Origin of the sequence: Trichocoleus sp. DQ-A1, assembly GCF_039961955.1 — a bacterium.
GTDB lineage: Bacteria > Cyanobacteriota > Cyanobacteriia > Cyanobacteriales > FACHB-T130 > FACHB-T130.
This window is the reverse complement of sequence record NZ_JAMPKE010000025.1, coordinates 57,981-84,198: the sequence shown is the minus strand read 5'-3', so window position 1 is coordinate 84,198 and position 26,218 is coordinate 57,981. Positions and strand designations below refer to the sequence as shown.

The window sequence follows — 26,218 nt, the reverse complement described above, 5'->3', positions numbered from 1 at the left end:
TGCCGTTTTTGACGACATGAGTTGACTGACAAACCGGGCAAGTTGGTTGGGAATCAGACATAGTGCTTCTGATGGAACGGTATCTCTCCTATCCTTACATCTTTAGGACTACCAAGGATTTAAACGATCGCTACGAAAAGCAGAGTTTCAACGACCATCCCAACTAGGGGTGGTTTGAAAGAACTGCTCTGACTTTTCAAGACGCTTGAAACTACGTTTCAACGACCATCCCAACTAGGGGTGGTTTGAAAGTGTACAAGAGGAGGATTCCCGCGATCGCGAGAATGTAGAGTTTCAACGACCATCCCAACTAGGGGTGGTTTGAAAGAAAAACAAGTGAGTGTCGCCCACTACTATATTCAAAAGTTTCAACGACCATCCCAACTAGGGGTGGTTTGAAAGTTTAAAAAAAAATCTCAATCTGGCGCTCCAGATTGAGGTTTCAACGACTATCCCAACTAGGGGTGGTTTGAAAGGAACCAGATGATGATGTTCGGTGGCTTGCCAAGGAGTTTCAACGACCATCCCAACTAGGGGTGGTTTGAAAGATACCAGTCGTAGGCTTTCCATGCCTTCTTGTTATGTTTCAACGACCATCCCAACTAGGGGTGGTTTGAAAGAATCCATTGGTTCAAGAGGTTTGAGCTGGCTCCGGTTTCAACGACCATCCCAACTAGGGGTGGTTTGAAAGTACACTACACCAGACACTCCAGCAGATCCTTGGGGTTTCAACGACCATCCCAACTAGGGGTGGTTTGAAAGTCTACTACAGCGTCAGACATATCAACAGGCTGAATAGTTTCAACGACTATCCCAACTAGGGGTGGTTTGAAAGTAGTCCACTTTCTGCGATCGCTGCGGAAACTTCCTTGTTTCAACGACCATCACAACTAGGGGTGGTTTGAAAGAAATTAGTAGAATCTAAATTCAATCCGTCACCAGTTTCAAGGATCATCCCAACTAGGGGTGGTTTGAAAGGCTTCACCAACGGCTAATACTTTGCTTGCTAGGGTAGTTTCAACGACCATCCCAACTAGGGGTAGGGGTGGTTTGAAAGAGCTAAACAAAAAACAGAGTGGATTGAAAGGAACGTCAGCTTCCCAATCTGGCATTTTTTATTCAGATATTTTTATGCAGCAAGACGACACTAATTTGTCACTGCTACTTTAGCGACATTAATTTGTCACAACGACAACAATCTGTCACCGACGACAACAATCTGTCACCGACGACAAATAATTAGTCACTGTACACTAGAAAAGCGGGTAATCGGACTCGAACCGACGACATTCACCTTGGGAAGGTGACGTTCTACCACTGAACTATACCCGCATTTTGAGGTTAACGATCAGCAGTCTACTGATGGTTAACTTTTATTATACGACCGATCGAGCGCCAGCATCCAGTAATTGGAAAACTGGCGCGATACATCTTAACGTTGAGTCGCGATTATGGAGCCTTGACTAGATAAGGTGAAGAAATCGCCTCAGCACGACCGGCATTCACCAGCGCCTGGTAGACAAAAGCGGCGACTTCAGCACGGGTGGCATCACGACTAGGATTGAGCTGAGCCAGAGTGGGATAGTTGACCACCAGCTGTTTCTGAGTTGCGCCAGCGATCGCTGTGCTGGCCCAGCTAGGAATCTGGGTGGCATCGTTGTAAACAGACAGCACATTTGTATCCTCAGAGCGCAACTTCAAACCACTCGCTAAAGAAACTAAAACCTGCACTCTGGGAATGCGCTGTTCGGCTCTAAAAACTTGACCCGGATACCCAGACAAAAAGCCTCCCCGGTAAGCGCTTTGAATCGCTTGATAAGCCCAATAATTAGTTTTGACATCGACAAAATTAATCCCAGGCTGTATCTGTGCTGGTGAAAAAGCCTTGTTGATAATCGCGGCAAACTGAGCGCGGGTGACAGGTTCGTTGGGGCGGAAAGTCCCATCAGGGAAACCAGCAATTACATCTTTAGCAACTAAAGCTTCGATATAGGCTTGCGCCCAGTTCCCTTGAACATCGGCAAAACCACCGCTAGGTATCGACGTCGCCACAAAATCCACGCGCCCGGAAATCTTCTTAGAATCAATATCGTTGCCGACCGCGATGATAGTATTCGTGCGCGTTAGGTTGGCAACATCGAAACGAACATTGTTGCGAATCCGATTTTGCCCAGGATTCTCTTGAGTCCCTAAATTGGGCTGGGCATCTCCGCTTGCTACGACTCCATACCGCGTGTTTGCCTCAATAATGTTGTTACGCAGGACTGGGGCAGCGGAGTTGGAGGCGACGATTCCATCAACGTTTTGGACAATGCGGTTGTCTGCGAGCAAAGGCGATGCCGTCTCAGTTAGGACAATCCCATTCCCCGTCTCTTGAAACAGATTGTTGCGGACTTCTCCTTGCGCTGTCTTAGCGACTGAAATGCCATTCCCCTTATTTCTGGTAAAGATATTGCTTTCAATTTTGGGGGTAGCTGTCCCGGTGACGAAAACTCCTTCTCGGTCGTTGCTCGAAAAGGTGTTGTTGCTGACTGTTGCATTGGTAGATTCAATCCACAGTCCAGTTCCCCGACGATTCGGGTTAGTGATGGTCAATCCTCTGACTTCACTGTCTTTCTCTGCTCGTATTGCAATGTTCTGACCGGAAAAGGTGGGACTAACATAGCCGCCGCCGCCAATAATCGCTACAGTCTGCCCTTTGCTTTGCTCGTCGCCGCGCAGAATGACGCCTTGTTTGACCAGGAGGGGGAAAACTTCACCCGTGTCAGCCGTGTAGGAACCTGGAGCTAATTGTACGACTGTGCCAGAGCGGGCTTGCTGGAGGGCGTAGGTGATAGTGCGATAGGGTGTGTTTTCACTGGTGCCAGCACTGGCAGTATCGTTGCCCGTGGATTGGTTGACGTAGACAACGTTCGCGCTTGCAGGAAGTTGAGCTATCTGCGTTGATGGCGGGGTAAGGGCAGCCGCAGGAAGTGCCATGACCCCGCCAGACCAAAGTAATAAAGCGCTTAGCAGGGACGCCCGGACGGGTACGACACCAGCGAAACGTTTGGCGAAACGGATGCTAGAAGAATGGGAGAAACGATCGGGAAAACCCTGGGGTGTCATACGTTTGATGCTTTTGATGTGCATTATTAACTGTACGATTTAGTAACTTAGAGACTCACCAATTGGGATATTTTTTTACGCTGGAAAGCTATACATACTTGGTGTATGCACTTGCGTCGCTAATATTAATATTCACAATTACGTTTGATGACAAGTTGCGAATATTATCAGTTCCCAACATGGCAACTTGCCCCTGCAAAGAAAATTCAGGCGATGTAAACCCTGAAATGCCCATAAGGCTAAGGTTTTATAAATTTAAGAACATTGGCTTAGGCTCATCCAGGCGAGAGGGATGATTCAAAAGCAGTTGTTACTTGAGCAGGAGGATGCAACCCATCGGCATCCAGTATCGTCAAAGTAGAGATAGCACAACTGTGCTATCTCTAAGCTGTTTTCAGGTTCCTTATGCGCTCTCTACTGCTGCGATCGCTACCTTTCGTGTTCTCTTTAGCCGCCGCTACGGGTATTTTGTTTAGCCCCTCTCGTGCGGATGCTGCCAATACAGTCGTGCTGAAGTACCGCTTTCTAAGGGAATCGGTATCTGTTCCCGAACTCACAACTTTTGCTGAAACGGGTGAAATTTCGCCAGCGCTACGTGCTTATTTGGCTATGGCAGGAAGAAAACCTGAGGATTTGCGAAAAACCCTAACGCAAGAAGTTAAGGTGAATGCCCTCATTTTAGATCGGGTACTCAATAACCAGATTGGGGAATTAGTCTTGGGTCAAGTCAGTGACGTGGTTCATACTCCCGGAAATGGCGCAAACATTCAGTCTTTGCGAGGAGCTGTGATGAGTTCAGCGCTTCCAGACAATCAGATTACCTTGATTGAAATTTTAGAAAATTACCCAACCTCAGAAGTTCATGTGGAGGGCGATCGCCTTGCTGAGGTTTTTGGCAAACTCAAGCGATTGGGACAGGGATTGCCCAATCTAAGTGATTTAATCAGAATTGGTCAGTAGTGATGGGTCGTTAGTCATTCGTTCTTGGCTACCGAACGAATGACTAATGACTAATAAGCAAGAGTTTCTAGGGTTTCGCGCAGATACCGGCGAACCCGATAATCAAGGTTGAACTCCTGAAGGCGGTCGTTATCCAACGGGTGTTCTATCTCCCAGCGCTGAAACCCAGAACTGGATGCGATCGCTTGCTTGAGGCTTTCCCAGATTTTGGTATTGCCGGAGAATTGGCTGGTTGATGAAGCAGGAAACCTGATCATATGCACCTTAAATTAAGGGAACAAGGAGTTTTCAGCTATCAGCCTTCAGCAATTCTATTTTAGATTTTGATTTTAAATTGTGAATTTACAACCCACTCTAAAATCTAATCTCTAAATCTAATCTTTAAAATTGACTGCCCGCTGATGACTATTTAACAAATTTCTATGTCTATTCTTAGGATAACGCAGTTAGGTTGGCGGGATTTGTGCTGTCAGTAACATCTCGCTAGTCAACCAGCCAAAACTTTTTGGGGTACGCCAGTTGCTGAAAGCTTTTCTACATAGACACCCATGTGCTGAAAAACCAAGAACCTTGAAGAAAAATCTCTTTTTTAGATTAGTCGGAGGACGCTGGGGCTTCTATTCCTGCATTTATTAGTTCTACAGAGTTGGCTGATATCGCCGATGTCTCGGAAATTTCCGAAGGTAAGATTTGATTGACCTGTAGTCCCGGAATTGTAAATTGTTGCGGAATTTCTTCTGCTGAACAGGGTTGCGTAGCAGAAAATGCTGCTTCATTAGTCAAAAGGACTCGCGCCACGCTCAGTGGTATCTGCAAGAACAAATTGCTTGCCAGAAATGTCAATGCCGCTACTAGAAGTCCAGCGAACCGCCACTCCGGGGGAAGCGGTGTAACAGTTGCCACTAGCGGTGCTGCCTGATAGATTAGCCACAATACCCACAGCATGAAACCAGCTGCTAGAACGGCTACTAATTGGTTTGTAGGTGACTTGAACTGTGACAACAGGCGTCGCTGGTTAAGCGTCAGTTGACTTGGCTTCAGGGCCACTGCCAGGATGCTAAAAATGTTAAAAGGACGGCTCAACTGCATCCACAGTATGGGTGCAATACCTACAGTTGCAACCAAAAAAAGTTCCAACGACACCGGCAACACGGGATCGCCAACTGCCAAACCCAGCCAGCATAGTTCCAACCAAATGGGAACTGTCGCCAGACCAGCAAGATGAATCCACAAGAACGGTTCCAACCAAAAAGAGCGCATATTACAAGTAGTAAAAAGGCAAAAAGCAAAATAAAAGGCAAAAGTCAGAAGAAAGGCAAAGGAGATTATTTCCTTTTTTCTTTCTTTTGACTTTTGCCTTTTGACTTTTGCCTTAATTTGGCGAGAGAGTACGGCGCTTGCTAACCATTTGGTAAGCTTCGATAATGTCGCCTTCTACCCAGGCATTGAAACGATCGACTCCGATGCCGCATTCGTATCCAGCATTGACTTCCTTGGCATCTTCCTTCATCCGCTTGAGGGAATCTAAGACGCCATCATGAACTATCTGACTGTTGCGGCGCACCCGCACTCGGCAGTTACGAACCACTTTACCCGACAGCACATAGCAACCAGCGACGGAGCCACGACCGACTGGGAAGACAGCCCGGACTTCGACTTGACCCAGAGGCTCTTCCACCTGCTCCGGTTCTAGCAGACCTTCCATTGCACCTTGAATATCATCTAGCAGTTTGTAGATGATGTTGTATTCGCGCACATCGACACCTGCTTGATCCGCTGCTTGGCGTGCACCACTGGCAAGGGTGGTATTAAATCCAACAATTACAGCGCCACTGGCAGCCGCTAAGTCAACGTCTGTCTCGGTGACTTCTCCAGGAGCCGCTAACAGCACCCGAACTTGTACCTCATTTTGTGGCAGCTGTCCGAGCGCGCCCAGAAGAGCTTCTACGGAACCTTGAACGTCTGCCTTCAGAATCAAGTTGAGTTCTTTGAGATCGCCTTCCTGCGCTTGAGCTGAGAGGGTATTCAAAGTGACTCGGCGCGATGCCATGACCTGTTGCAGGCGTGACTGGCGTTGCTCGTCGGCTCTGACACTTGCGATCGCGCGACCTTCTTTTTCGTTTGGATAGACTTCAAACTCATCGCCAGCCGCTGGGACATCGCTCAAGCCCAACACTTCCACCGCGAACGATGGTGCCGCTGCCGTTACCCGATCTCCCCGGTCGTCGATCATCGCCCGGACTTTGCCCAATACTGAGCCAACTACCAGGACATCACCAACTCGCAACGTACCATTTTGCACCAGCAAGGTAGCAACTGGGCCTCTCGACTTATCTAGATTGGCTTCAATTACCGTACCCTTAGCTGCGCGGTCTGGGTTTGCAGAGAGTTCTAAAACTTCGGCCTGGATCAAAATCATTTCCAGCAGGGTATCCAAGTTTTCCCCTTTGATGGCGCTCACGGGAACCATGATGGTATCGCCGCCCCATTCTTCGGGTTGCAGACCGTACTGGGTCAACTCTTGCTTCACACGGTCTTGCTGGGCATCCGGTTTATCAACTTTGTTGATCGCCACAACAATTGGCACCTCAGCAGCTTTCGCGTGGCTGATTGCTTCAATTGTCTGGGGTTGGACACCATCATCGGCAGCAACCACCAGAATAGCGATGTCGGTGACTCGCGTTCCCCTCGCCCGCATTGCTGTAAAGGCTTCGTGACCGGGGGTGTCTAGGAACACAACTTGCTGAGTTTTTCCTTCATATTCCACATCCACATGGTAGGCACCGATGTGCTGAGTAATTCCCCCAGCTTCTCCCTGCGCTACCTTGGTTTTGCGGATGGAATCGAGCAGAGTTGTTTTCCCGTGGTCTACGTGACCCATAATGGTCACTACTGGCGGACGGCGTTGCAGGTGATCGAGGTCTTCCTCTGTCACCATCTCCGTTACTTTTGTCGCCGCAGCTTGTTCTTCTTGCGTCTCCACTTCTACGCCCAGTTCTTTCGCCACCATTGTGATGGTTGGGATATCTAGGGTTTGGGTGATATTGATCGCAAAGCCTTTAAAGAACAGAGTTTTGATAATCTCTGTTTCCTGAACTGCTAAGGCCGTAGCAAGTTCTTGAACGGTCATACTGCCCGTTAACACCAGATTTTCCGGACGTTCTGCTTTAGCAGCAGGTTCTCGACGGCGATCGCGATCGTTGCTTTGCCCTTCGCCGCGCTGCATTTGAGGCTTCCGCTTCTCTCTTTCCGCTGCCACCACGACTGGGCTGGCTGGACGAGCTTTCTGCTGCTTGGGAGGACGAGCCACAGATAGACTCACCTGTAATGCTGCTGGCAATTCCTCTAAATCCGTGTCAAAGTCTTCGTCGTCATCAATGAGGGGTTGAACCCGACGCTTGGCTTTAGCACCTGCCTTGCCTGCTTTATCTGGGTTTTCTTCTTCCTCATCTTCCCACTCAGGTTTTCGCTTATTGGGACCAACGAGACGGGGGGGATTCGGTTTTCTTGCCTCTTCTCCCAGAGTATCGGGCGTTCCCAAACCTTCATCATTTTCGTCCCGTAGTAGCTTCGAGCGACTGGAACCAGGTTCTAATTGCGTGTCACCAGCACCGCCTGGGCGTCTACCAACAGGCATGGAAGGTCGCACTGGCCTTTGGGGGGGCGAGTGCAGTTCTGGAACTCGTGGTGGAGCTGGGGGGGCAGGTCGCTCCGTTCTGACGGGGGCAGGAGGAGCCGAGGCGTTAGTTCTTTCGGGTGCCCCGCTCGCTGGTCCTACTCTTTGGGGTGCGCTGACAGGCGAGCTAATAGGTGTTTCTACCTTGGCACGTTTTAATACAGGCCGCTCCACATTACTTGGCGCAGGACGCTCCCCTGCTTGTCGCATGGGAGGTTCAACCAGATGGGGAGCTGGTTCAACAGCTTTCGGAGCTGGAATAGGAGGAGCCTCTACTGGGTCTACCTGTAGTTTTTCTGCTTCTACTACTTCTACTACAGGAGGATTATCCCGCTGGCTAGGACGCACTGGTTTATTCAGACTTGTCGGCTTCATGGGTGATGGCGTCTGCTGTCTTACTGGTGGTTGGGGAGGAATCGCGACCTGTTCTCCCGGCTGTTGTGGTGCGTTAGAACCAGACCCAGATTTATGCTGACGAATCTCCAGAATTTGCGGCTTGTTTTCTAGCCGGGGTCGCACCGATTGAGCGGCTGGCGGTGCTGTTTTACGTTGATCCATTGGAGCCCGCGCACGTGAAGCTGGTCGGGCTGCTGCCTGTTTTTCTGCCGCCGAGCGAATACTCTCCGCCTCCGATTCAGTTATTGTGCTGCTGTGGCTCTTGACTGCAATATTGAGCCGCTCACAAATTCCTAGAATATCCTTATTCTCCAAATCCAATTCCCGCGATAACTCGTAAATTCTTACTTTGCCGTTGTTCATCCAGTCTTTCCCCTCGAATCCTACCAGTTTTTACACCATAACCATCTGCTTGAACGACAACTTGTTGATCATTTGCTTACTGCCTAATGGGTGTGAAGCTTTAACTTGCTGCCTATACTTCTACTAATGATATCCAAGCTACTTATGGGAAGTCTGTTTATCACCAAGTAAATTCCCTATCCCTAAGGATAGTGAAACACTTCTATTTCTAATTTTGCACAAATCTTTACAATTTGGGGCACGTCGCTTTTTTTGGGCTTCTTTCCTACAATATCTCATTCGGACGGCTGTTTTAGGTCTGATGCGGATGGGAGGCAACGTTCTTGAGGGCTGGATTCGCTTCTTGACAAGGAGCGATCGCAGCCTTCAAGTTTAGTAGCTAGGCGCTGCCACAGGGTTTGGTACAGTGCTTCTGGAACAGGTACTTTGAGCACTCTGCCCAGCCTATTTTTTTTTTGAGCTGCTACCAGACAACTTTCTTGGGGACAAAGATAGGCAGATCGCCCCATCCCCCGATCTAATTGTAACTGCTGGGACGGATAGACTCTGACAATTCGCCAAAACGCCGATTTTGGCGCGACTTGGCGGCAACTCACACAACGGCGGTAGTTTGGTTCCATCTCAAGCAATGGGGAGTGTAGATTTTGGATTGAAGATTTAATCTCAAATCTAAACTTCCGTGGTTTCCACTTCATCTACATCTACATCATCAAAATCGTCACCGTTCTGCTGCCAGCTAGAAACTGCTGCCGGTCTTTCCAGTTCTTCGAGTTCATCGTCGGCTTCGTCATATTCAGCTTCTTCTTGGGCTTGCCGAGCGGCTGCGATCGCTGCCATGTTCCGAGATTCCGCTTCGTAATCGTACTTGGCAATATCTTTAATATCTATTTTCCAACCAGTCAGGCGGGCTGCTAGACGGACATTCTGGCCTTCTTTACCAATCGCCAAACTTAATTGATCCTCCGCTACCAAAACATGAGCCTGACGAGCATCTGGGTTAATCAGACGCACCTCATCCACTCGTGCGGGCGAGAGAGCATTGGAAATATAAGTAGATGGGTCGGGCGACCAACGAATTACATCAATTTTTTCGCCACGTAATTCATTCACTACCACTTGAATCCGCGATCCTCTGGCACCAATACAAGCTCCGACGGGGTCCACATCGCGCTCCAGGGTATCGACCGCGATTTTAGTTCGCGGGCCAACGTGACGAGACGGAGGATTTGCTTCCCGCGCCACTGCTACAATCCGCACCACCTCATCCTCAATCTCTGGGACTTCGTTGGCAAAGAGATAAACGACTAAACCTGCGGCAGCTCTAGACACTAGCAATTGTGGCCCCCGCGCTGGGCCTTCGCGTACTTTTTTGAGAAATACCTTGAAGGTTGCATTGGCACGGTAATTGTCGTTGGGTAGCTGTTCCCGTTTCGGTAAGTCGGCTTCTACTTCTGGCTGACTAAACCCACTACTGACAGCTAGAATCACGGATTGCCGCTCAAATCTCAGTACCCGCGCCTGCAAAACGGTTCCTTCCAGTTCTTGGAACTCTTCTGCGACGAGTTTGCGCTGCTGATCTCGCAGTTTTTGCGATAGCACTTGCTTGGTCTGAATTGCTGCCATGCGACCGAACTCAGTTTGATCGGGGGTCACATCTAAAACCACCGTGTCGCCAATCGCTGCTTCAGGCGCGACTTTCTGCACTTCTTCTAGACCAATTTCATGATCGCCACTACTCACCTTTTCAACGATGGTCTTGGTCGCCAAAACGCGGAAGCCTTCTTCTCCTTCTTGTTCTAGGTCGAGTTCGACTTCAAAGTTTTGAAAGTACTCTTCATCAAAATGATGTTTGTCGAGGTTCTGGGTACGACGATATCGCTCGTATCCTTTCAATAAAGCTTCTCGTAGGGCTGCTTGTACGGCACTTTTGGGTAAATTGCGCTCTACACTAATTTTATCGATTAGCTCTTTAAGTCCGCGTAGACTAACCATTGACATAAAAAAACCTCGCTAATTGCTATTGGTAATTGGTAACTGGTAATTGGTAATCGGTCAGTGGTCAAGCGGCAACTTCCTTGCGAACCACTGAGGACTAACTACTAAGCTGACAGCTCAATTACCGTTTTTCATCCAGCTGCACTCGGCTGACCATTTGGCGGGGAATGGCGATCGCTCGACCTTTCTGGTTGAGGTAAACACCCTCTTCATCCCGACGAATCAGTTGCCCCGTCCACTCTTGCTGACCTTCGTAGGGTTCGGATGTGGTGACAATTACGGGAAATCCCTTGAAGGAGATGAATTCCCGATCTGTCGTCAACTGACGCGAAATACCGGGACTAGAAATTTCCAGGACATAGGCATCAGGAATGAAATTCGCTGCATCCAAAGCAGCCTCCAATGCCCGACTCATTCGTTCGCAGTCATCCAGCCCTGTGTCAGCGTTGCAATTCCGGATGTCCACGCGTAGCACGGGTGGGCGTTGGTTGGTGTGAAAAACCGCCCCGACTACTTCCAAGTCCAAGGCTTCTGCCACTGGCGCTGCTAAATCAATAATTTGTGGAATCAGGGGATGAGTCATTGGAAAACTCCAATAAAAAAAGTGGGTGCTGCCCCACTTCCTGCGAACACTATATTCCAAGAAGTCTCTGGACGAATCCTGATGGATTCGCCTTCCTAACTTTGAGTTTAGCTCAAGCGGTATGCCAGTGGCGAGTCGTCAACCGAGCGCTGAGGGAAGATAAGAAAAAAGAGATAGGCACCGATGCTCGGTGCCTGAAGGGCTAGGAAAATTGGACTGAGGATTATTAGCGTAGGCGCGTGCAAGCGCGGGATGAAGACTCTGTAGAAGAACAACTTTTCTTCTGAGTGGCGGCGCGAACGCGATCGGAAACTCTCTAGAAACATCGAGGAAAGAATGCTAGAAATTGAGATTAGTAGAGAATGTCTGAAAAATTGGTTATGACACTCCTTATCTATCGGGAATTTGGTGCTTTTGCGGCAGTTTTTTAGAATTTGTGGCAGGTAGTTTACTAAATAAATAACCCTTCCCAGATGCCAATACTACTTTTCAAACATTTTCTTATCCAAGCTAAGCAGTCTCAGTACTGTCCTAGCAAAATCCAAGACTAAATTTGAATCCTTATTGAGGATTCAAGTTAGAGATTGACATCAGCAATTGACATACAAATTTAAATTATTGCTTGACAATCTGACGGATCGCCCGTGTTTCTTCTAACACTTGTTCCAAATCTTGATCGGACAAGCGTTGGACGTAGTTGAGTTTCATCTCCTCCAACATATCGAAAAGTAAAGATTGAATTTTCTGAGCAGTCTGCTGTCTTTGCACCTCCGATCCTAAGGCTTCAGTGAAGTGTTCTATCAGCTGTTTGGAAAGTTCTGCGCCAACCGGATCGTCTTCCAAAGAGGCAGTGAGGGTGTTGTAGGCTGCAAGTGAGATTTCTTTGACCAGTTTTTCAGTTATCTGCGTGGGGATAGTACCCACCCCAGGTACTTGCTGGAGTCCCCGATAGAGGGGAGATTGGCTGAGAATTTTTTCAATGTTGTGCTGTAGAATTGCCTCTAAATCTGGCTGAATTTTTGGTAGAACTTGATTGACAGTTACTTTCATCAATAAGGTAGCGATCGCTTCTACTTCATTAACATTGTTAATGTCAACATAAGGACGAGCCTCCCGTCCTGATAACCACCGAGTCAGTTCTCCGCCACGAATCGACCCTTGTAGCTGGTTGATTACCCGGATCACAATGACTTCTGCCAATTCTTCTGCAAAGTTTGCCGCAAATCCTCGGTTAATTTGCACTCGTATTGATTCTAAGTTTAATAATTGTGCTTGGTGTAGGCGCATGAAAACTGAAATGACGCGCAGCCACCGCCAAAAAGGTAGCAGCAAGAAAATATCATACCAGCGCCACATCATTGCTTCGAGCCAAGTGAGACTATGGTGACGTCGGTGGATATAGTAGGTACGAAGCAGAAACTCAATGCCAAAGGGAATGATAAACCAGAGATCGATTTTCCAGAAGTAGTCAACGAAATTACCTGTTTCCCCAACTGGGCGAAAATAATTTCTTGCCATCAAAGGCTGAATTTCTTGGTTATAAAAGGTAATTTCTTTTTCCACGCCAGCTTGGGATAAATAAGGCAGACTCCAAAAGGTGCTAAAAGATTGTTTGGCAGAGACATTGCCAACGCGCTGACGCATCCGATTTTTGATTTTTTCCAGAGTCCCTGTCTTATTCGCCTCTGCAAACGGGTTTGTCTCAATCATTTCCACACTTTGTTGGCGCAGTTCCTCCAGTAAAGTTGCCACCTCTGGCGACTGCAATCCTTCTGTCTGTTGCAGCTGTGCTTTGAGTTTTTCTACTGTCTCTAGGTACTGCTGGGTTTCTCGATGGGGTTCAATACCTTTGATGGGGTCATAGATTCGGGTAATGCTGCGAAATTCCCGCAGGTAGAAATCGCGCAGCGGAATGTAAGTTAAGTCGAACAGCACTAAGCCCAAGTTAGCCACTGCCAAAAGTGCCATCACACGTTCAAACCACAAGTTACGGCGGGATTGGGGAGTCTTTGCCAATTTTTGAGGTGACATGGAAAGGAAGATGAGGTAATTGGTAATCGGGAATCGGTAATGGAAAAAAACGTAATGGCGAAAAAGCTGCTACCTACTACCTAGCTAGCATCCATCACAATCTTCAATTACCAATTATCAGCTTGACAGACCCTCTGAAGCTTTAGTCATATTTGATACCACTAATTGTTCACCAATTGCTGATGTTGCCTTCAAAATAGAAGGATTCTATCGGATATCAGCATAGTGAAAGGTCGAACCCGGTAGCGCACGCGACGCGATCGCGATTGGCGGTTGTAGCGATCGCTTGCGAAAAATAAACGGTAGAATGCTCAATTCAGCTTAAACTGTAACTGTTCAAATCGCTATCGCGCTTAATCAGTGAGTGAGTGAGGAGATTGAGCTATGTGGAATAGGTTTGGAATGCCTTTAGCTGCGGTGATAACCATAACCGCCAGCTTAGTTAGTTATCAAGTAGCTATAGCCGAACGCAGCCGCGATTACACGCCAAGGGAATTTCGTTCCTTGTTGCGCGGCTTTGGGTATAACGTCACGATTGGAGATACTCTGACGGATGAAGCCACGATAAGGGCTATCCGCGAGTTTCAGCAGGGATATAAGCTAACACCTGTTGATGCTACAGCGGGGCCGAAGACACAGGATTATGCCGCAAATATCGTTAGAATTCTTCAGGCAAACTTGAATCTTGTCGTTAAGCCAAATCCGCCCCTTCCCCGTAACCAATTTTATGGTCCGCGCACTGAAGATGCTATCAGGCAGTTTCAGAGACAATTTAATTTGCCGGTAACTGGCATTGCTACGTTACCAGTTCGTCAGAGACTCGACCAAGAAGCAAGAAGAATCCTCGGATTTGAACAGCAATCGCCAGCGCCAGCGACAACACCAACACCCCAATCAGCGCCAGAACCAACACTAGCGCCATCGCCAACACCGAGTCCCGCGCCAACGCCCCGCGCCACCCCAACGCCGAGTCCGAGTCCATCGCCATCCCCAAGACCAAGTCCTAGTCCTAGCCCATCGCCAAGACCAACGCCGAGTCCAAGTCCATACCCGGCTCCCAGCCCAAAACCATCGCCTTCAAGCTGATAAATCTTTAAGGTGCTGTGGGTCTAAATCGCATAGCGATCGCGCTGAGTTGGGAATGGATAATCGGTCAGTGGTTAGGAATCATTATTTAAAAGACTTATGACTACTGACTACTGACAATTATCCAGACTCAACTTCTGGGAAAATTCAATCTCAGGGCAGCTTAAGACTTTGCATTCTCTGGGATCGGTCTGCCCTTTGGCGCTGGGGGTAAAATTGGGGGACGTTCGTAGGGCATGGGAATGTACTGCACGCTTGGACGTCCGCCTTGGGGCTGCGGATAGAAATCCATCAAGTTATAGATTGACATTGGCAGCCCTACCGTTATTGGCATACCAAGCTCTGTGGCTTCTTCGACTGTAATCGGATAGTCATGGGTGACGCGCCCTGTAGTGATAGCGTCCACAATCCGTTCGATGTTTTCAGGAGCAATTTTCGGTTGGGGAATATTGTCTTTTAGGAGGGTTCGGACAAACCGTTGCACTTGATCCATCGCTTTACGCGATAGGTCTGCCATGATGATCGTGTTGTCGTCGATTTCGCTAATCGGCTTCTGTTCAAGGACTTTGAGGACACTCGCCGCGGCCATATTTCCCAACTGGGGATCGACTGGCCCTAAGACAGCGTTGGCATCCATGACGATTTCATCAGATGCTAAAGCTAACATGGTGCCGCCGCTCATGGCGTAGTGGGGTACAAACACGGTGACTTTAGAAGGGTGGCGAATCAACGCTCTAGCAATCTGCTCGGTTGCTAGTACCAAACCACCTGGGGTATGCAAGATCAGATCGATGGGAACTTCGGGAGGTGTGAGGCGAATTGCCCGTAGCACCTGTTCTGAATCTTCAATGCTAATGTAGCGGGAGATGGGAATTCCTAGAAAGCTAATCGATTCTTGCCGGTGAATTAGCAAAATCACTCGACTATTGCGCGATCGCTCGAAATTCCGCAAGGCTTGCACTCGCTGAAAAGCCAAGCGGCGTTGTTGGAAGGCGGGCAAGATCGAGCTGACAGCCAGAAATACCCAGAAGAGGTCAAAGAAACTAAAGCTCATTATTCCCTAGCAAGAACGCAGTATTCCCCCTTATTCTTCCAATATCTAGAAAATTGAAACTCTATCTGTAGAGCAAACTATTTCAAAGATGAAAATGGGGAGTCGATTGTTGGTCGCTTCCCCACTTTCCGGTTCCAGACGCGATACGATTGCGCCTGGAACCAGCTGCTTTTCTCTCTTAGTGGCGGGCGATGCCCTCTTGACGGGCGGCGGCTTGCACAGCACCGGCGACGGCATTGACAACGCGCGGGTCGAACACGGAGGGAATGATGTTTTCCCGGTCGAGGTCGGAGGGTTTGACTAAAGAAGCGATCGCGTAAGCGGCTTCTAGATACATCGTGGTGGTAATGGTCGCCGCACGACAATCGAGTGCCCCGCGAAAGACGCCTGGGAAAGCAAGGACGTTGTTAATTTGATTCGGGTAGTCGCTGCGCCCGGTTGCCATGACCGCGACATCTTCTGTGACTAATTCTGGCTGAATTTCAGGAATGGGATTCGCCATTGCAAAGACAATCGGATCTTTTGCCATCGAACGCACCATTTCCGGCGTTACAACTCCGGGCGCACTGACGCCTAAGAAGACATCAGCTTGTTGCATGGCATCTGCCAAGTTACCGCTGGCTTCGACAGCAAATTCTTGCTTTTCCGGGGTGAGGTCGGTGCGTTGGCTGGAGAGAATGCCTTTAGAATCGCACATCCAGATGGATTGTGCGCCCGCTTTCTTGAGCAAACGAGCGATCGCTACCCCAGCAGCACCCGCCCCATTGATCACAATTCGGACATCCGCTAAGGATTTTTTCACTAATTTGAGGGCGTTAATCAGTGCGGCAAGGCTAACAATTGCGGTGCCATGTTGATCGTCGTGAAACACCGGAATATCGAGTTCCTGCCGCAGTCGCGCTTCAATCTCGAAACAACGGGGGGCAGCAATATCTTCCAAGTTAACGCCGCCAAAGACTGGGGCAAGATTTTTTACCGTGCGGATAATTTCATCTGTGTCTTGGGTATCTAGGCAAATCGGAAAGGCATCAATCCCGGCAAATTCTTTAAACAACATCGCTTTGCCTTCCATTACCGGCAACGATGCGGCTGCGCCCAAGTTGCCCAATCCCAGTACAGCGCTACCATCGGTAACAATCGCAACCGTGTTTTGTTTAATCGTGAGAGTGTGAACCTGTTCCGGGTCAGATGCGATCGCCATACAGATGCGACCGACGCCGGGAGTGTAAGCCATTGCTAAATCGGCTTGACTTTTCAGCGGAATCTTACTCTGCATCGCGATTTTGCCGCCGCGGTGCAAGTTAAAGGTGCAATCGTAGACATCGATTACCTTGACATCTGGCAATCCTTTCACGGCTTGCACAATTTGTTCGGTGTGTTCCGTGCTGGCAGCATCGACGGTGATTTCTCGCACCACAATATTGCGAGTCCGCTCGATTAAACTAATTTGACCGATGTTACCGCCGACACTAGCGATCGCGGTGGTGATGCTTGCTAACATCCCAGTGCGATTGGGAATCTGGAGGCGAATCGTTAAACTGAAGCTAGAGTTGGGTGTTAGGTTGACCATGCTGACTAAGGATTTTAGATTTAAGATGATAGATTTTGGATTGGGAATCTAAAATCCTTTCCTCCAAAATCCAAAATTGTTCGCTCCTAGCCTAAAGGAGCTGCAAGTTTCCAATTGTACCCAGTTACACTACCGGATTAGCTGCCGCGATAATGGCGAGTCTCTATACCGAAATTGAAATTAATGCTCCTAAGCAGGAAGTTTGGCAGGTTCTGTTGAAAAAAGAAAAGTGGTACAAGTGGAACACTTTTTTATTTGACCTCGACCCAACGGTGCCATTTAAGCAGGGGGAAGAAGTTTTACTCTCTGTGCGGCGCGTACCGGGTGAGGAGGAAACAGAGTTTCAGCCGTTGATTACTAGAGTGCAGTCTGGACTATGCCTCGCTTGGGTTTCCTCGATTCCTGGCTTTAAGAATGAGTATGTCTTTGAGTTGCAAGAGATTGGTATTGGACGGACTAAATACTTCCACCGCAACACGTTCTCAGGGGTGCTGACTCGTGTATTTATGCCCTTCATTCGGGATGATGAGCAGCAAGGCATCAAGCGGATGGCGCGGGAGTTGAAGCGTTATGTGGAACGGATGTAAATTCTGGGAACACCTTGCCTTGGCAATTAAAAATCGCGGCGATATAAACTCAGTCTCCCGTTGCGAACTGATGAAATTAAAACCCCCGCACCATCTGGGTTTTGTCTATATAGCCGCGACTGCTACCCGCTAAGGAAATTCGGTTACAAAAACTGTTACCAGCCCTTTTCTATAAGTTGCTGCCGAATAAGATTGTTTTAAGATAAGACTCCTTCAGAAGCCGTGGAACTCCAACTCCCACGGTTTTTTACTTTATATAAGGTGCGGACTTCTCGAAAGCAAAGAAGTAGGGCTAGATTAGGCAAGCAATTGTCTAGCTTGCTTGTGGAGCCGTCTATCCATGTACCCCGATCTGAAGTCACGTAGAGACGCCATTTATCGCGTTTAGCTATTCAACTGGCAAAAGTTGTAGTTGATAGCGATAAAGTGCAACGGGTCGAGCGACAGCTTTGAAATAGTCTGGATCTTGAGGCGAGAGGTAAATTGCTGTTACTTGATCGGCTTCAATGGATGAGTGAATCCATTGATAAGCAGTTGTGGTTTCCACTGTATTGAAATACGGCTGAGGGGTGCCGCGAAAGACTTGCTGAGACACTTCTGTGGCAATAAATCGATCTGGGGCGAGTGTTTCGGTGCCTCGACTCGTGACAATTGAGACTAGCTGGCGATCGCCTCGCAGTAAAGTCACCTGACGATTGGGAGAATTGGGATCGACTTTGACCGATAAGATCGCGCGATCGCCTAAATATGCCTTCCCGATACTCAACCCGTTAAACGCCCGATCTGCCACTACCGGCTGATTTTTGCCTTTTGTTGAGACAGTTATCGCGTCTTGATTTTTGAATCGCACGGGGAAACTAACGGGCTGATTCAGCTGGCGACGATTACTTTCAAACCCAGGCGTCACAATTTCTGGCGCTAAGGGTGCCACTAAATCCACTAACGTACTGGTAACGTTCCAAGTACCTTCCATCCAGTCAGGATAAACTAAGTCGCCCTTCGCGGCGCTGACGGGTGGTTTGCTGTCCCAGTGAGGAAACTGCGCCAAACGGTCAGCCAAACCCCCCGCCTGCGCTTCCCCTCCCCACAGCAGCAACCCCAAAATTAGGAAACAACCCCAAAAGACTCGTCGCATCAAGGTAAGCGGGGGTTTGTTTGTAGGTTTAGATAGCTTTTAAACACAGAAAGATCCTCAATTTACCGGGTTTTCAAGCATTTCGACTACACCGAATCAATGGGTACTGGTTCCCAAACTTCTCCATATTTCTCCTGAAGAGACTGCCATGCTTCTACTTGTCCTGGTTCGTATTCTCCTGGTTTTCCCCACTGGAGAAATGCGCTCAAGGCGGGTTCATTTTTCTCATCCAGAAAGCGAATAGCATAGGTAGTAAAGTTACCCCGTTTTGATTCGCCTGTCTCAAATTTTACCTGCTTGATAGCATCCATATTCAGATGAAACTCGAATATGTCGGCGTGCATATTAGCGTACTTACCTTTAGGTAATTCTGCATAAAACAGCTTTTTCAGCGGGCCGCGTACTTCCAAAACAGCAGCACTGCTGGTCACAATCAGACGCAGTGTTCCTAAATTTTCGCAGGATTCTAAAAATTCTTTCAGATTAGCTTTCATGGTAAATTTGAATGTTGGAAAAAGTAAAGCTTTGTTGACATTAATGTGATGTTAGGATAACTGATTCTCTAAGTTATCCTGAGGTTTTTGGCAGAAACCTCATGTTAAATAATCAATTTCCCTCATTTTAAAGCATACAAAATCATCCACGCATCAAATTAGCTATTTATTGAAACTCCGAACAAAGCCACCAAGCAACTAAAACCCAGCACAATTGTTTTCGGTTTTCTTTCTTCCCTTGTTCTAGCTTTTGCATGGGAATGCTTTTGCATTCAGCGCAGCGGCACAGGCACAGTCGATTGTCTCTGCGACCGATGGCACTGGCATCCATATTATACAGAAGGGCGATGTCTTAAAAGACGATTTCCGGTTCACTTCGACATCACTGGCGGAACTCTTTCAGGCGAAAAGGCGAATCTCTTCCATAGCTTCAGCCAATTCGGTTTTAGCCAGAACCAAATTGCCAACATTCTCTCTAATCCGTCTATTTATCTTTTGACTAACACAACTTAAACCTCTCCATCTAAATTCCTGTTGTTGTACTCTTTGAGCGCAAATCCCTTTTTTAATAGGTCATCTATTCAGGAAAACACGGGAATGATAAACTATTTTATAGGAGCTATCCATCCCACATTTTGTATTACAATCTACCTTTCCCTAGAAGTTTAGGGTGTATTTTCCCTAGGGCAAGTTGTAGATCGCGTATACTGTAGGCAAGCGCTACCTTTGAGTTTAAAAACTGTGAGCCAGCCTGGTCATTTTCTCTGGGTGACTGGTACGATTTTCCTTTTATGGTTAAATAATTCTAGCTGCACCTTAGCACAAATTATTCCGGATGCTACGCTGCAAAATAATACTATTACTATCCCAGAAGGCAACGCCATCCGAATTGAGGGCGGCACGCAAGTAGGCGGCAATCTATTTCATAGCTTTACAGAATTTTCCATTCCTATAAATACTGAAGCTTTCTTCAACAACGCCGTAGAGACTCAAAACATCTTCAGTCGCGTTACAGGTAGCAATCTTTCTCATATTGATGGATTGATTCAAGCGAACGGCACAGCTAATTTGTTTTTTATCAATCCCAACGGCATTACTTTTGGCTCAAATGCCAAACTCAATATAGGTGGTTCCTTTCTCGCCTCGACTGCTAACACCATTCGATTTAGCAATGGAACTGAGTTTAGCGCTACTAAGCCTAGCGCCCCCCCATTGCTAACGATAAATGTTCCGATAGGCTTACAATTTAACGATTCAAACGCAGGAGTTATTCGCGTTCAAGGATCGGGACACAATTTCAGGTTCGGACAAACAGGCGGACTAGAGCCGAATACGAAAACCGAGGGTCTAGCGGTGCAACCTGGGAAAACTTTAGCTTTAGTCGGGGGAGAAATCGCCTTAGAGGGCGGTAATTTAAAAGCTGAGTCGGGAGCAATTGAGCTTTGGTCAGTTACTCGTGGCTCATTGCCAATGCAAGTCAGCAGCGAACAAATCAACTTCAACAATGAACAACAACTTGCAGAATTAGGAAGTATTAATTTATCGGGTGCTGCTTCAGTGGATAGCAGCGGCGCACAGGGAGGTTCGTTTCAGATACAAAGCCGAAATCTGAAACTAGAACAAGGTTCGCTCATCGTATCCCTCACAGAAGGATCTCAACCGGGGAGAAGCGCCACCATCAATGTTTTGGATACTGTAGAACTGATTGGTAGAACAGCCGATGGCAGAATCGGTAGCGGCTTTTTTGTTCAGACGAATGGTGAGGGAAAAGGCGGCAATTTAACAATTACAACAGATAGGTTGCTACTAAGAGATGGAGCATCCATTGGTATGGGGACTAACGCTTCAGGGAATTCTGGTACCTTACGAGTGCAAGCGAGGAATGTTCTCTTGGGCGGTCTTTCAGCAAATGGATCGCGTCTGACGGGTATTTTTTCTAATCCTACTTTTGCCTCAACTGGAGTTGGCGGTGATGTCATTATTGATGCTAAACAACTATCTCTTGAAAATGGAGCGGTGATCTCTGTGTCTACCTTTGGCGCAGGTCAAAGTGGCAACATAACAGTTCGAGCCAATGACGTACAAATACGAGGAACTTCTGCAACTGGGGGAATTGGTAGCGGTTTTTATGCTAGGACTAGCTTAAGCAATATTGCGAGTTCTCCACCGCCGTTGACGGGAAATTCGGGTAACGTAACAGTAATTGCTAACAGATTGAGCTTTCGGGAGCGGGCAACAATTAATGTTGCTAATTTTGGGAAAGGCAATGCTGGTAATATTAATATTCGCGCTGCCATAGTTGAGCTAGATAATAACTCGATTATTAGAGCGACTCAGCGACAAGCGGAACAGGGAAATATTACGATTGAATCTCAAGATTTGCGATTGTGGCGCAACAGCCTAATTACGACTGATGCCAGTAACATCATCCTGTTTGATACGGGTCAGACAATTGCAAATAATGATATCAGTACCAATGGTGGCAACATCATTATTAATACAAAAACGTTAGTCGCGTTAGAAAATAGCGATATTACTGCCAATGCTCAACAAAGCTTTGGGGGTCAAGTAAGAATCAATGCTAGCGGCATCTTTAAAACTTCAAATAGCGATATCACCGCCACTTCTAGTCGAGGAACTCAGTTCAGTGGGATTGTCCAAATTAATACTGCTGATGTGAACCCTTCTTCTGGCTTAGTTGCACTACCAGAAAATTTTACTGACATTAGCAAACAAATTTCCCAAGGTTGTTTGGCTTCTAGGGGGAATAGTTTTGTTGTCACTGGACGCGGCGGTTTGCCAGCAGATCCCAATGAAACTTTGTTAGGAAGTACAGTATGGCGGGATTTGCGCCTCCCTAGGGGTAATACCTCCTTACCTGTCCCCGTTTCCAAGACTGCCTCTGCACGTACTCCAATGGTGGAGGCAACTGGATGGGTAAAAAATTCTAATGGTGAGGTAGAGTTGGTTTCCAAATCTATCAATGGTGTGGCTCAAAGTTCCTGGGATGAAATTGCTAGTTGCAGTGTTTCTAAGTAATATAACAATCTTCAATCATTCCTGGAATCTTCCGTCTCTTTTCTTTAGTGTTATTGGCGGGTTATTAAATTTTAAAACTAACTTTAGATTGCGAGAAACTTATTGCAAAAGAATTTTTATCTTTTGAGCCGCAGATAAAAACAGAGGAATATGAATAACCCTTTAATTTTGCAAAAACTTTTATGCTAAAAATAAGGTGGCTTATAAAAAGTATTCATTATCGGATTTTGCTAAGCTTGTTGACACTTTTTTTGGTGACAGCATTTTTACCGGCACTAGCGCAGACTAATCTTAAATTTTCTTATTTTGATTCACAATTGGTATCAATTGTTAAAAATATTCCGGATTCTGATGCTCCTTCAGAATCTAAACAGAATGATGCCTTTGTACTAGAACAAGGCAGAACCCTGTATGAAGCAGGACGATTTAATGAAGCGATCGCATTCTGGCAACAAGCGCTCGAAAACCTGGAGGCGCAGGGCAATCGCCTCCACGCTGCCCTCGTTTTAAGCTATCTGTCGAACGCTTATCAAGAATTGGGTCAATGGGAGCAAGCGAAAAACGCGATCGCTCAAAGTCTCAACTTATTGCAAACCCAACCCGATGCAGCCACTCTTGCCCAAGTTTTGAATACTCAAGGCAGCCTCCAGCTAGCATTGGGACAAACTGAAGCGGCTTTAGATACATGGAAACAAGCTGAAAAAGCTTACGGTTCAGCAGGCGACGACGTTGGGAAATTAGGCAGTTTGATAAACCAAGCTCAAGCTTTGCAAGCATTAGGACTCTACCGACAAGCTAAAACAAACTTAGAACAATTAAATACTCAGTTGCAAAACTTGCCAGATTCCTCGCTGAAAGTATCAGGATTGCGAAGTCTGGGAGTTACCTTACAAGTAGTCGGAGATTTAACTCAGTCCCAGCAGGTTTTAGAACAAAGTTTGTCACTCGCCCAAAGGCTAAACTTTCCCTTAGAAATTAATGCTAGTTTATTTAGTTTGGGAAATACTCTTAGAGCTTTACAAAAACCGAGAGAAGCGCTGGAAATCTACCGAAAGATAGTAGAGAGTTCTCCCAATTCTTTAGTTTTAGAAGTCCAACTGAACCGATTAAGCCTTTTAGTAGAAACTGGACAACCAGCCGCAGCCCAAGCATTATTACCCCAAATCCAGTCTCAATTAGAGAGTATCTTACCTAGTCGCGCTGCTGTTTACAGTCGAGTGAACTTGGCTAGAAATCTCATAAAATTGGGAAATCGGGGAGAGCGATCGCAGATTGTCAATTCTCAAGAGATTGCCCAGATATTAGCAAAAGCTGTCGAACAAGCGCGAATGCTTAAAGACTCGCGTGCTGAATCTTACGCGCTGGGTCAACTCGGATACCTGTACGAACAAATGCAGCAATGGAAACCAGCGGAGGATCTGACGAGACAAGCACTCGCGATCGCGCAAGAAATTCATGCTTTTAGTATTGTGGCTCGTTGGGAAGGACAACTCGGCAAACTTCTCAAACAGCAAGGCGATATTCCGAATGCGATCGCTGCTTACACCAAAGCTGTCAATACCTTACAATCCCTCCGCAGCGACTTGATCGCGCTGAATCCCGACGTTCAACTTTCCTTTCGCGAAAACGTCGAACCCATTTATCGTGAGTTAGTAGAGTTACTGTTAGAACCTAATCCCAGCCAAACCAATATTAAACAAGCTCGCGAAGTCATTGAAGCGCTACATCTAGCAGAATTAGATAACTTTTTTCGAGAAGCTTGTTTAGATGTTCAACCCCAGCAAATCGATCAACTCGATCCTCAAGCAGCAGTCATCTACCCCATTATTTTGTCAAATCGTTTAGAGGTAATCTTATCTTTACCCGGAAAACCTCTCAGCCATTACTCGACTAGGCTAGTGAAAAATGATATTGAAGAAACGCTGGAGCAGTTATTAGAATCTCTTAATCCATTTTTTTCAAGTGAAGCTCGTTTGCGTCTGTCTCAGCAAGTTTATCGCTGGTTAATCCAACCTGTTGAAACTGAATTAACCAAAAGTAATATCGCCACTTTAGTATTTGTGCTAGACGGTTCGTTGCGAAGTTTACCAATGGCAGCGCTGTACGACGGTAAACAATATCTCATTGAAAAATACAATATAGTAGTAGCTCCGGGTTTACAGTTGGTTGCACCACGAGTGGGAAGTGCGTCGTTAAGCCAGTTACTTGCCCAAAAGCGAAACAAAATTTTAGCAGGCGGAATTACCGAAGCTCGACAAGGTTTTCCAGCATTGCCAGGAGTAGGAGCTGAAGTCAGCCAAATCGCGTCTGAAGTTCCTTCCAAAGTATTTATAAATGAGGATTTTACCGAAGTAAACTTACAAAACTATCTGAATAAAAATTCTTTTACGGTTGTTCATTTAGCTACTCACGGGCAGTTTAGCTCCAGCTCAGATTCTACATTTATTCTGACGTGGAATGGTAGGATAAATGTCAAAGAATTCGAGAATTTATTACGTTCTAGAGATCCGAGTACTTTTAATCCGATTGAACTATTAGTTCTGAGTGCTTGCCAAACTGCAACTGGTGATAAGCGAGCGGTATTAGGATTAGCAGGAGTAGCCGTGCGGTCTGGCGCACGCAGTACTTTAGCAACTCTCTGGTCAGTGCAAGATGAATCCACTGCTAAGCTTATGGGCGAATTTTATCAGCAACTCTTACAAGGAGAAAGCAAAGTTAAAGCCCTTCGTCAGGCACAGATAGCTCTGCTAAAACAGCCAAAATATGCTCATCCTTTTTACTGGTCATCTTTTATTTTAGTAGGAAGTTGGCTTTGAATAGGTAGGAGTTTTCAGTCCACTTACTTTGCAATTTTTGGAGGTTCTGTTTCTATAAGGCTAACAGAGAGTTACCCCCAGGTAACATAGCAATCGCAAAACGGTTCGGATAAGATGATTCCTTAAACAGCAATAGATTAAAAAGCCTCGATAACCCTTGTTCCTAGGCAGCGAAAATTATTGCATATTTCTACTAATCGAACCGTATTGATGGCAATCCTATTGGAGTTATGAGCTAGCGGTTCAGATTCCGAACTTCTTAACCAAGTCGGGAATCTCGCATTCACGAACCCTTTATCTGCCTATTTTTAGCCTTAACTTTCGATAGAAACTCTAAAAGTTCATAAACATGATTACTGTTCGCTGGGGAACTTCTTACAACAACCAAGTATTTCTACTGAAGAAATCTACGTGTTATTACAGTAATAATTAGGTGTAAATTCAGTACAATATTTTTTTTGAGGTAAGAAAATGGTACAGCACAAATCTTTTACCACTCAAACGCTAGTTGCATTTTTTTTATCACTAGGACTGATTATTGCTCCTAGCTTTTTGACTAAAGCGATCGCCCAATCCGAGTCGGTTAACCAATCTCAAACTCTAGCCGGTACTTCGATAGGTCGCGTAACCTTTGAACCTCCAGGAAGTGGACAACCAGATGACACCGCAGGAGGTGCATCTCGTGGTGATGAATGTCCTCAAGCAGTAATCGCTACAGGCGAGTGCGTGACTCCGCTGGTGCCAATAGCTACAAGCAAGTTGACAGTAGCAGAGCATCCAACATTCTTGGTTTATGTACCTCCAACTTCTGCTAAGGAAATATTTTTTGGATTAGTAGACGAAAATAACAATTTTCATTACCAAGCAAAAATTCCGATTTCGAGTCAAGAAGGCATTCTTAGTTTCAAACTTCCAGATAATGCGCCACCTCTAGAAATTGACAAGAAGTATCGGTGGACTTTTATCATCATTGGCGAACAAGGACTCAGACCCGGTAGCCCTGGGGTACAAGGAGAAATTCGACGAGTTAAACTCACTTCCGAGGTAATGAGCCAGCTTCAGAATCAACCTCTACTAGAGCGTGCTGCTCTGTATGGAAAACACGGGATTTGGTTCGATACCGTAGCAAGTTTAGCTGAAGCTAGACGCTTAGAGCCGAGTGAAGCAACTTTGGCTTCAACATGGCAGGAATTGTTAAACTCGATTGGGCTACAAGCGATCGCTACCAAGCCACTTTTAAACTAGGCTATGGGAAAATCTAAAGTTTTGAGGATTTAAGAGTAGGGCAGAAAAGGATTGAATTAGTTCAGTAAATATACTTAAGA

General features: G+C 46.7%; 19 protein-coding genes, 1 tRNA gene and 1 CRISPR repeat array. Of the genes, 7 read left to right on the top strand and 13 right to left on the bottom strand.

Annotated elements, in window-relative coordinates:
• Positions 1-144: 144 nt before the first annotated feature.
• Positions 145-1,057: direct repeats of the CRISPR family, unit length 37 nt; unit sequence GTTTCAACGACCATCCCAACTAGGGGTGGTTTGAAAG.
• A gap of 203 nt (positions 1,058-1,260) precedes the next feature.
• Positions 1,261-1,332, bottom strand: a tRNA-Gly gene (locus NDI33_RS20325).
• Between the two features lie 117 nt (positions 1,333-1,449).
• Complete coding sequence (locus NDI33_RS20320; protein WP_190435575.1) at positions 1,450-3,108, bottom strand: DUF1565 domain-containing protein; 1,659 nt, start codon at positions 3,106-3,108, stop codon at positions 1,450-1,452.
• 405 nt (positions 3,109-3,513) lie between these two features.
• Here NDI33_RS20320 and NDI33_RS20315 point away from each other — a divergent pair, with 405 nt between their 5' ends.
• A complete protein-coding gene (locus tag NDI33_RS20315) occupies positions 3,514-4,068 on the top strand; it encodes an alpha/beta hydrolase (protein ID WP_190673929.1) in 555 nt (184 codons plus the stop codon).
• Positions 4,069-4,118: 50 nt separating this feature from the next.
• On the opposite strand, the gene NDI33_RS20310 is transcribed toward NDI33_RS20315, so the two are convergent.
• From NDI33_RS20310 to rimP, 6 genes are all read right to left on the bottom strand, one after another.
• Positions 4,119-4,325, bottom strand: a complete 207-nt coding sequence (locus NDI33_RS20310; RefSeq protein ID WP_190413336.1) for a hypothetical protein — start codon at positions 4,323-4,325, stop codon at positions 4,119-4,121.
• Between the two features lie 337 nt (positions 4,326-4,662).
• Positions 4,663-5,328, bottom strand: a complete 666-nt coding sequence (locus tag NDI33_RS20305) for a low-complexity tail membrane protein (RefSeq protein WP_190673926.1) — start codon at positions 5,326-5,328, stop codon at positions 4,663-4,665.
• 112 nt (positions 5,329-5,440) lie between these two features.
• Complete coding sequence (gene infB / locus NDI33_RS20300; RefSeq protein ID WP_190673923.1) at positions 5,441-8,503, bottom strand: translation initiation factor IF-2; 3,063 nt, start codon at positions 8,501-8,503, stop codon at positions 5,441-5,443.
• 275 nt (positions 8,504-8,778) lie between these two features.
• Positions 8,779-9,123, bottom strand: a complete 345-nt coding sequence (locus NDI33_RS20295) for a YlxR family protein (protein WP_190427456.1) — start codon at positions 9,121-9,123, stop codon at positions 8,779-8,781.
• Between the two features lie 49 nt (positions 9,124-9,172).
• Positions 9,173-10,501 carry a transcription termination factor NusA gene (gene nusA / locus NDI33_RS20290; RefSeq protein ID WP_190529947.1) on the bottom strand — a complete coding sequence of 443 codons (1,329 nt, stop codon included), beginning with the start codon at positions 10,499-10,501 and terminating at the stop codon, positions 9,173-9,175.
• Between the two features lie 118 nt (positions 10,502-10,619).
• The gene (gene rimP, locus NDI33_RS20285; protein ID WP_190428614.1) at positions 10,620-11,081 is read right to left on the bottom strand and encodes a ribosome maturation factor RimP; all 462 of its coding nucleotides are present in this window, start codon (positions 11,079-11,081) and stop codon (positions 10,620-10,622) included.
• On the opposite strand from rimP, the gene NDI33_RS20280 reads away from it, so the two are divergent.
• Positions 11,081-11,287, top strand: a complete 207-nt coding sequence (locus NDI33_RS20280) for a hypothetical protein (protein ID WP_190428615.1) — start codon at positions 11,081-11,083, stop codon at positions 11,285-11,287. The two genes, rimP and NDI33_RS20280, sit on opposite strands and share 1 nt — an antisense overlap.
• Before the next feature lie 409 nt (positions 11,288-11,696).
• Here NDI33_RS20280 and NDI33_RS20275 read toward each other — a convergent pair whose 3' ends face one another.
• A complete protein-coding gene (locus NDI33_RS20275; protein ID WP_190673920.1) occupies positions 11,697-13,112 on the bottom strand; it encodes a hypothetical protein in 1,416 nt (471 codons plus the stop codon).
• 384 nt (positions 13,113-13,496) lie between these two features.
• Here NDI33_RS20275 and NDI33_RS20270 point away from each other — a divergent pair, with 384 nt between their 5' ends.
• Complete coding sequence (locus NDI33_RS20270; RefSeq protein ID WP_190673917.1) at positions 13,497-14,198, top strand: peptidoglycan-binding protein; 702 nt, start codon at positions 13,497-13,499, stop codon at positions 14,196-14,198.
• A gap of 163 nt (positions 14,199-14,361) precedes the next feature.
• On the opposite strand, the gene NDI33_RS20265 is transcribed toward NDI33_RS20270, so the two are convergent.
• Both NDI33_RS20265 and NDI33_RS20260 read right to left on the bottom strand, forming a co-directional pair.
• A complete protein-coding gene (locus NDI33_RS20265) occupies positions 14,362-15,252 on the bottom strand; it encodes a hypothetical protein (protein WP_190673914.1) in 891 nt (296 codons plus the stop codon).
• A gap of 178 nt (positions 15,253-15,430) precedes the next feature.
• Complete coding sequence (locus tag NDI33_RS20260) at positions 15,431-16,822, bottom strand: malic enzyme-like NAD(P)-binding protein (RefSeq protein ID WP_190673912.1); 1,392 nt, start codon at positions 16,820-16,822, stop codon at positions 15,431-15,433.
• Positions 16,823-16,974: 152 nt separating this feature from the next.
• Here NDI33_RS20260 and NDI33_RS20255 point away from each other — a divergent pair, with 152 nt between their 5' ends.
• On the top strand, positions 16,975-17,409 hold the full coding sequence (locus NDI33_RS20255; protein WP_190413358.1) for an SRPBCC domain-containing protein: 435 nt from the start codon (positions 16,975-16,977) through the stop codon (positions 17,407-17,409).
• 388 nt (positions 17,410-17,797) lie between these two features.
• On the opposite strand, the gene NDI33_RS20250 is transcribed toward NDI33_RS20255, so the two are convergent.
• On the bottom strand, positions 17,798-18,544 hold the full coding sequence (locus tag NDI33_RS20250) for a DUF6816 family protein (RefSeq protein WP_190673909.1): 747 nt from the start codon (positions 18,542-18,544) through the stop codon (positions 17,798-17,800).
• Positions 18,545-18,630: 86 nt separating this feature from the next.
• Complete coding sequence (locus NDI33_RS20245) at positions 18,631-19,038, bottom strand: ChuX/HutX family heme-like substrate-binding protein (RefSeq protein ID WP_190673906.1); 408 nt, start codon at positions 19,036-19,038, stop codon at positions 18,631-18,633.
• Between the two features lie 726 nt (positions 19,039-19,764).
• Between NDI33_RS20245 and NDI33_RS20240 the strand changes: the two genes are divergently transcribed.
• From NDI33_RS20240 to NDI33_RS20230, 3 genes are all read left to right on the top strand, one after another.
• A complete protein-coding gene (locus NDI33_RS20240; RefSeq protein ID WP_242033052.1) occupies positions 19,765-22,077 on the top strand; it encodes a filamentous hemagglutinin N-terminal domain-containing protein in 2,313 nt (770 codons plus the stop codon).
• 317 nt (positions 22,078-22,394) lie between these two features.
• Positions 22,395-24,893, top strand: coding sequence for a CHAT domain-containing protein (locus NDI33_RS20235; RefSeq protein WP_347275861.1), 2,499 nt, complete (start codon positions 22,395-22,397; stop codon positions 24,891-24,893).
• 471 nt (positions 24,894-25,364) lie between these two features.
• Entirely contained in the window at positions 25,365-26,138 is a 774-nt protein-coding gene (locus NDI33_RS20230; RefSeq protein ID WP_190413370.1) for a DUF928 domain-containing protein, read from the top strand.
• The last annotated feature ends 80 nt before the right edge of the window (positions 26,139-26,218 follow it).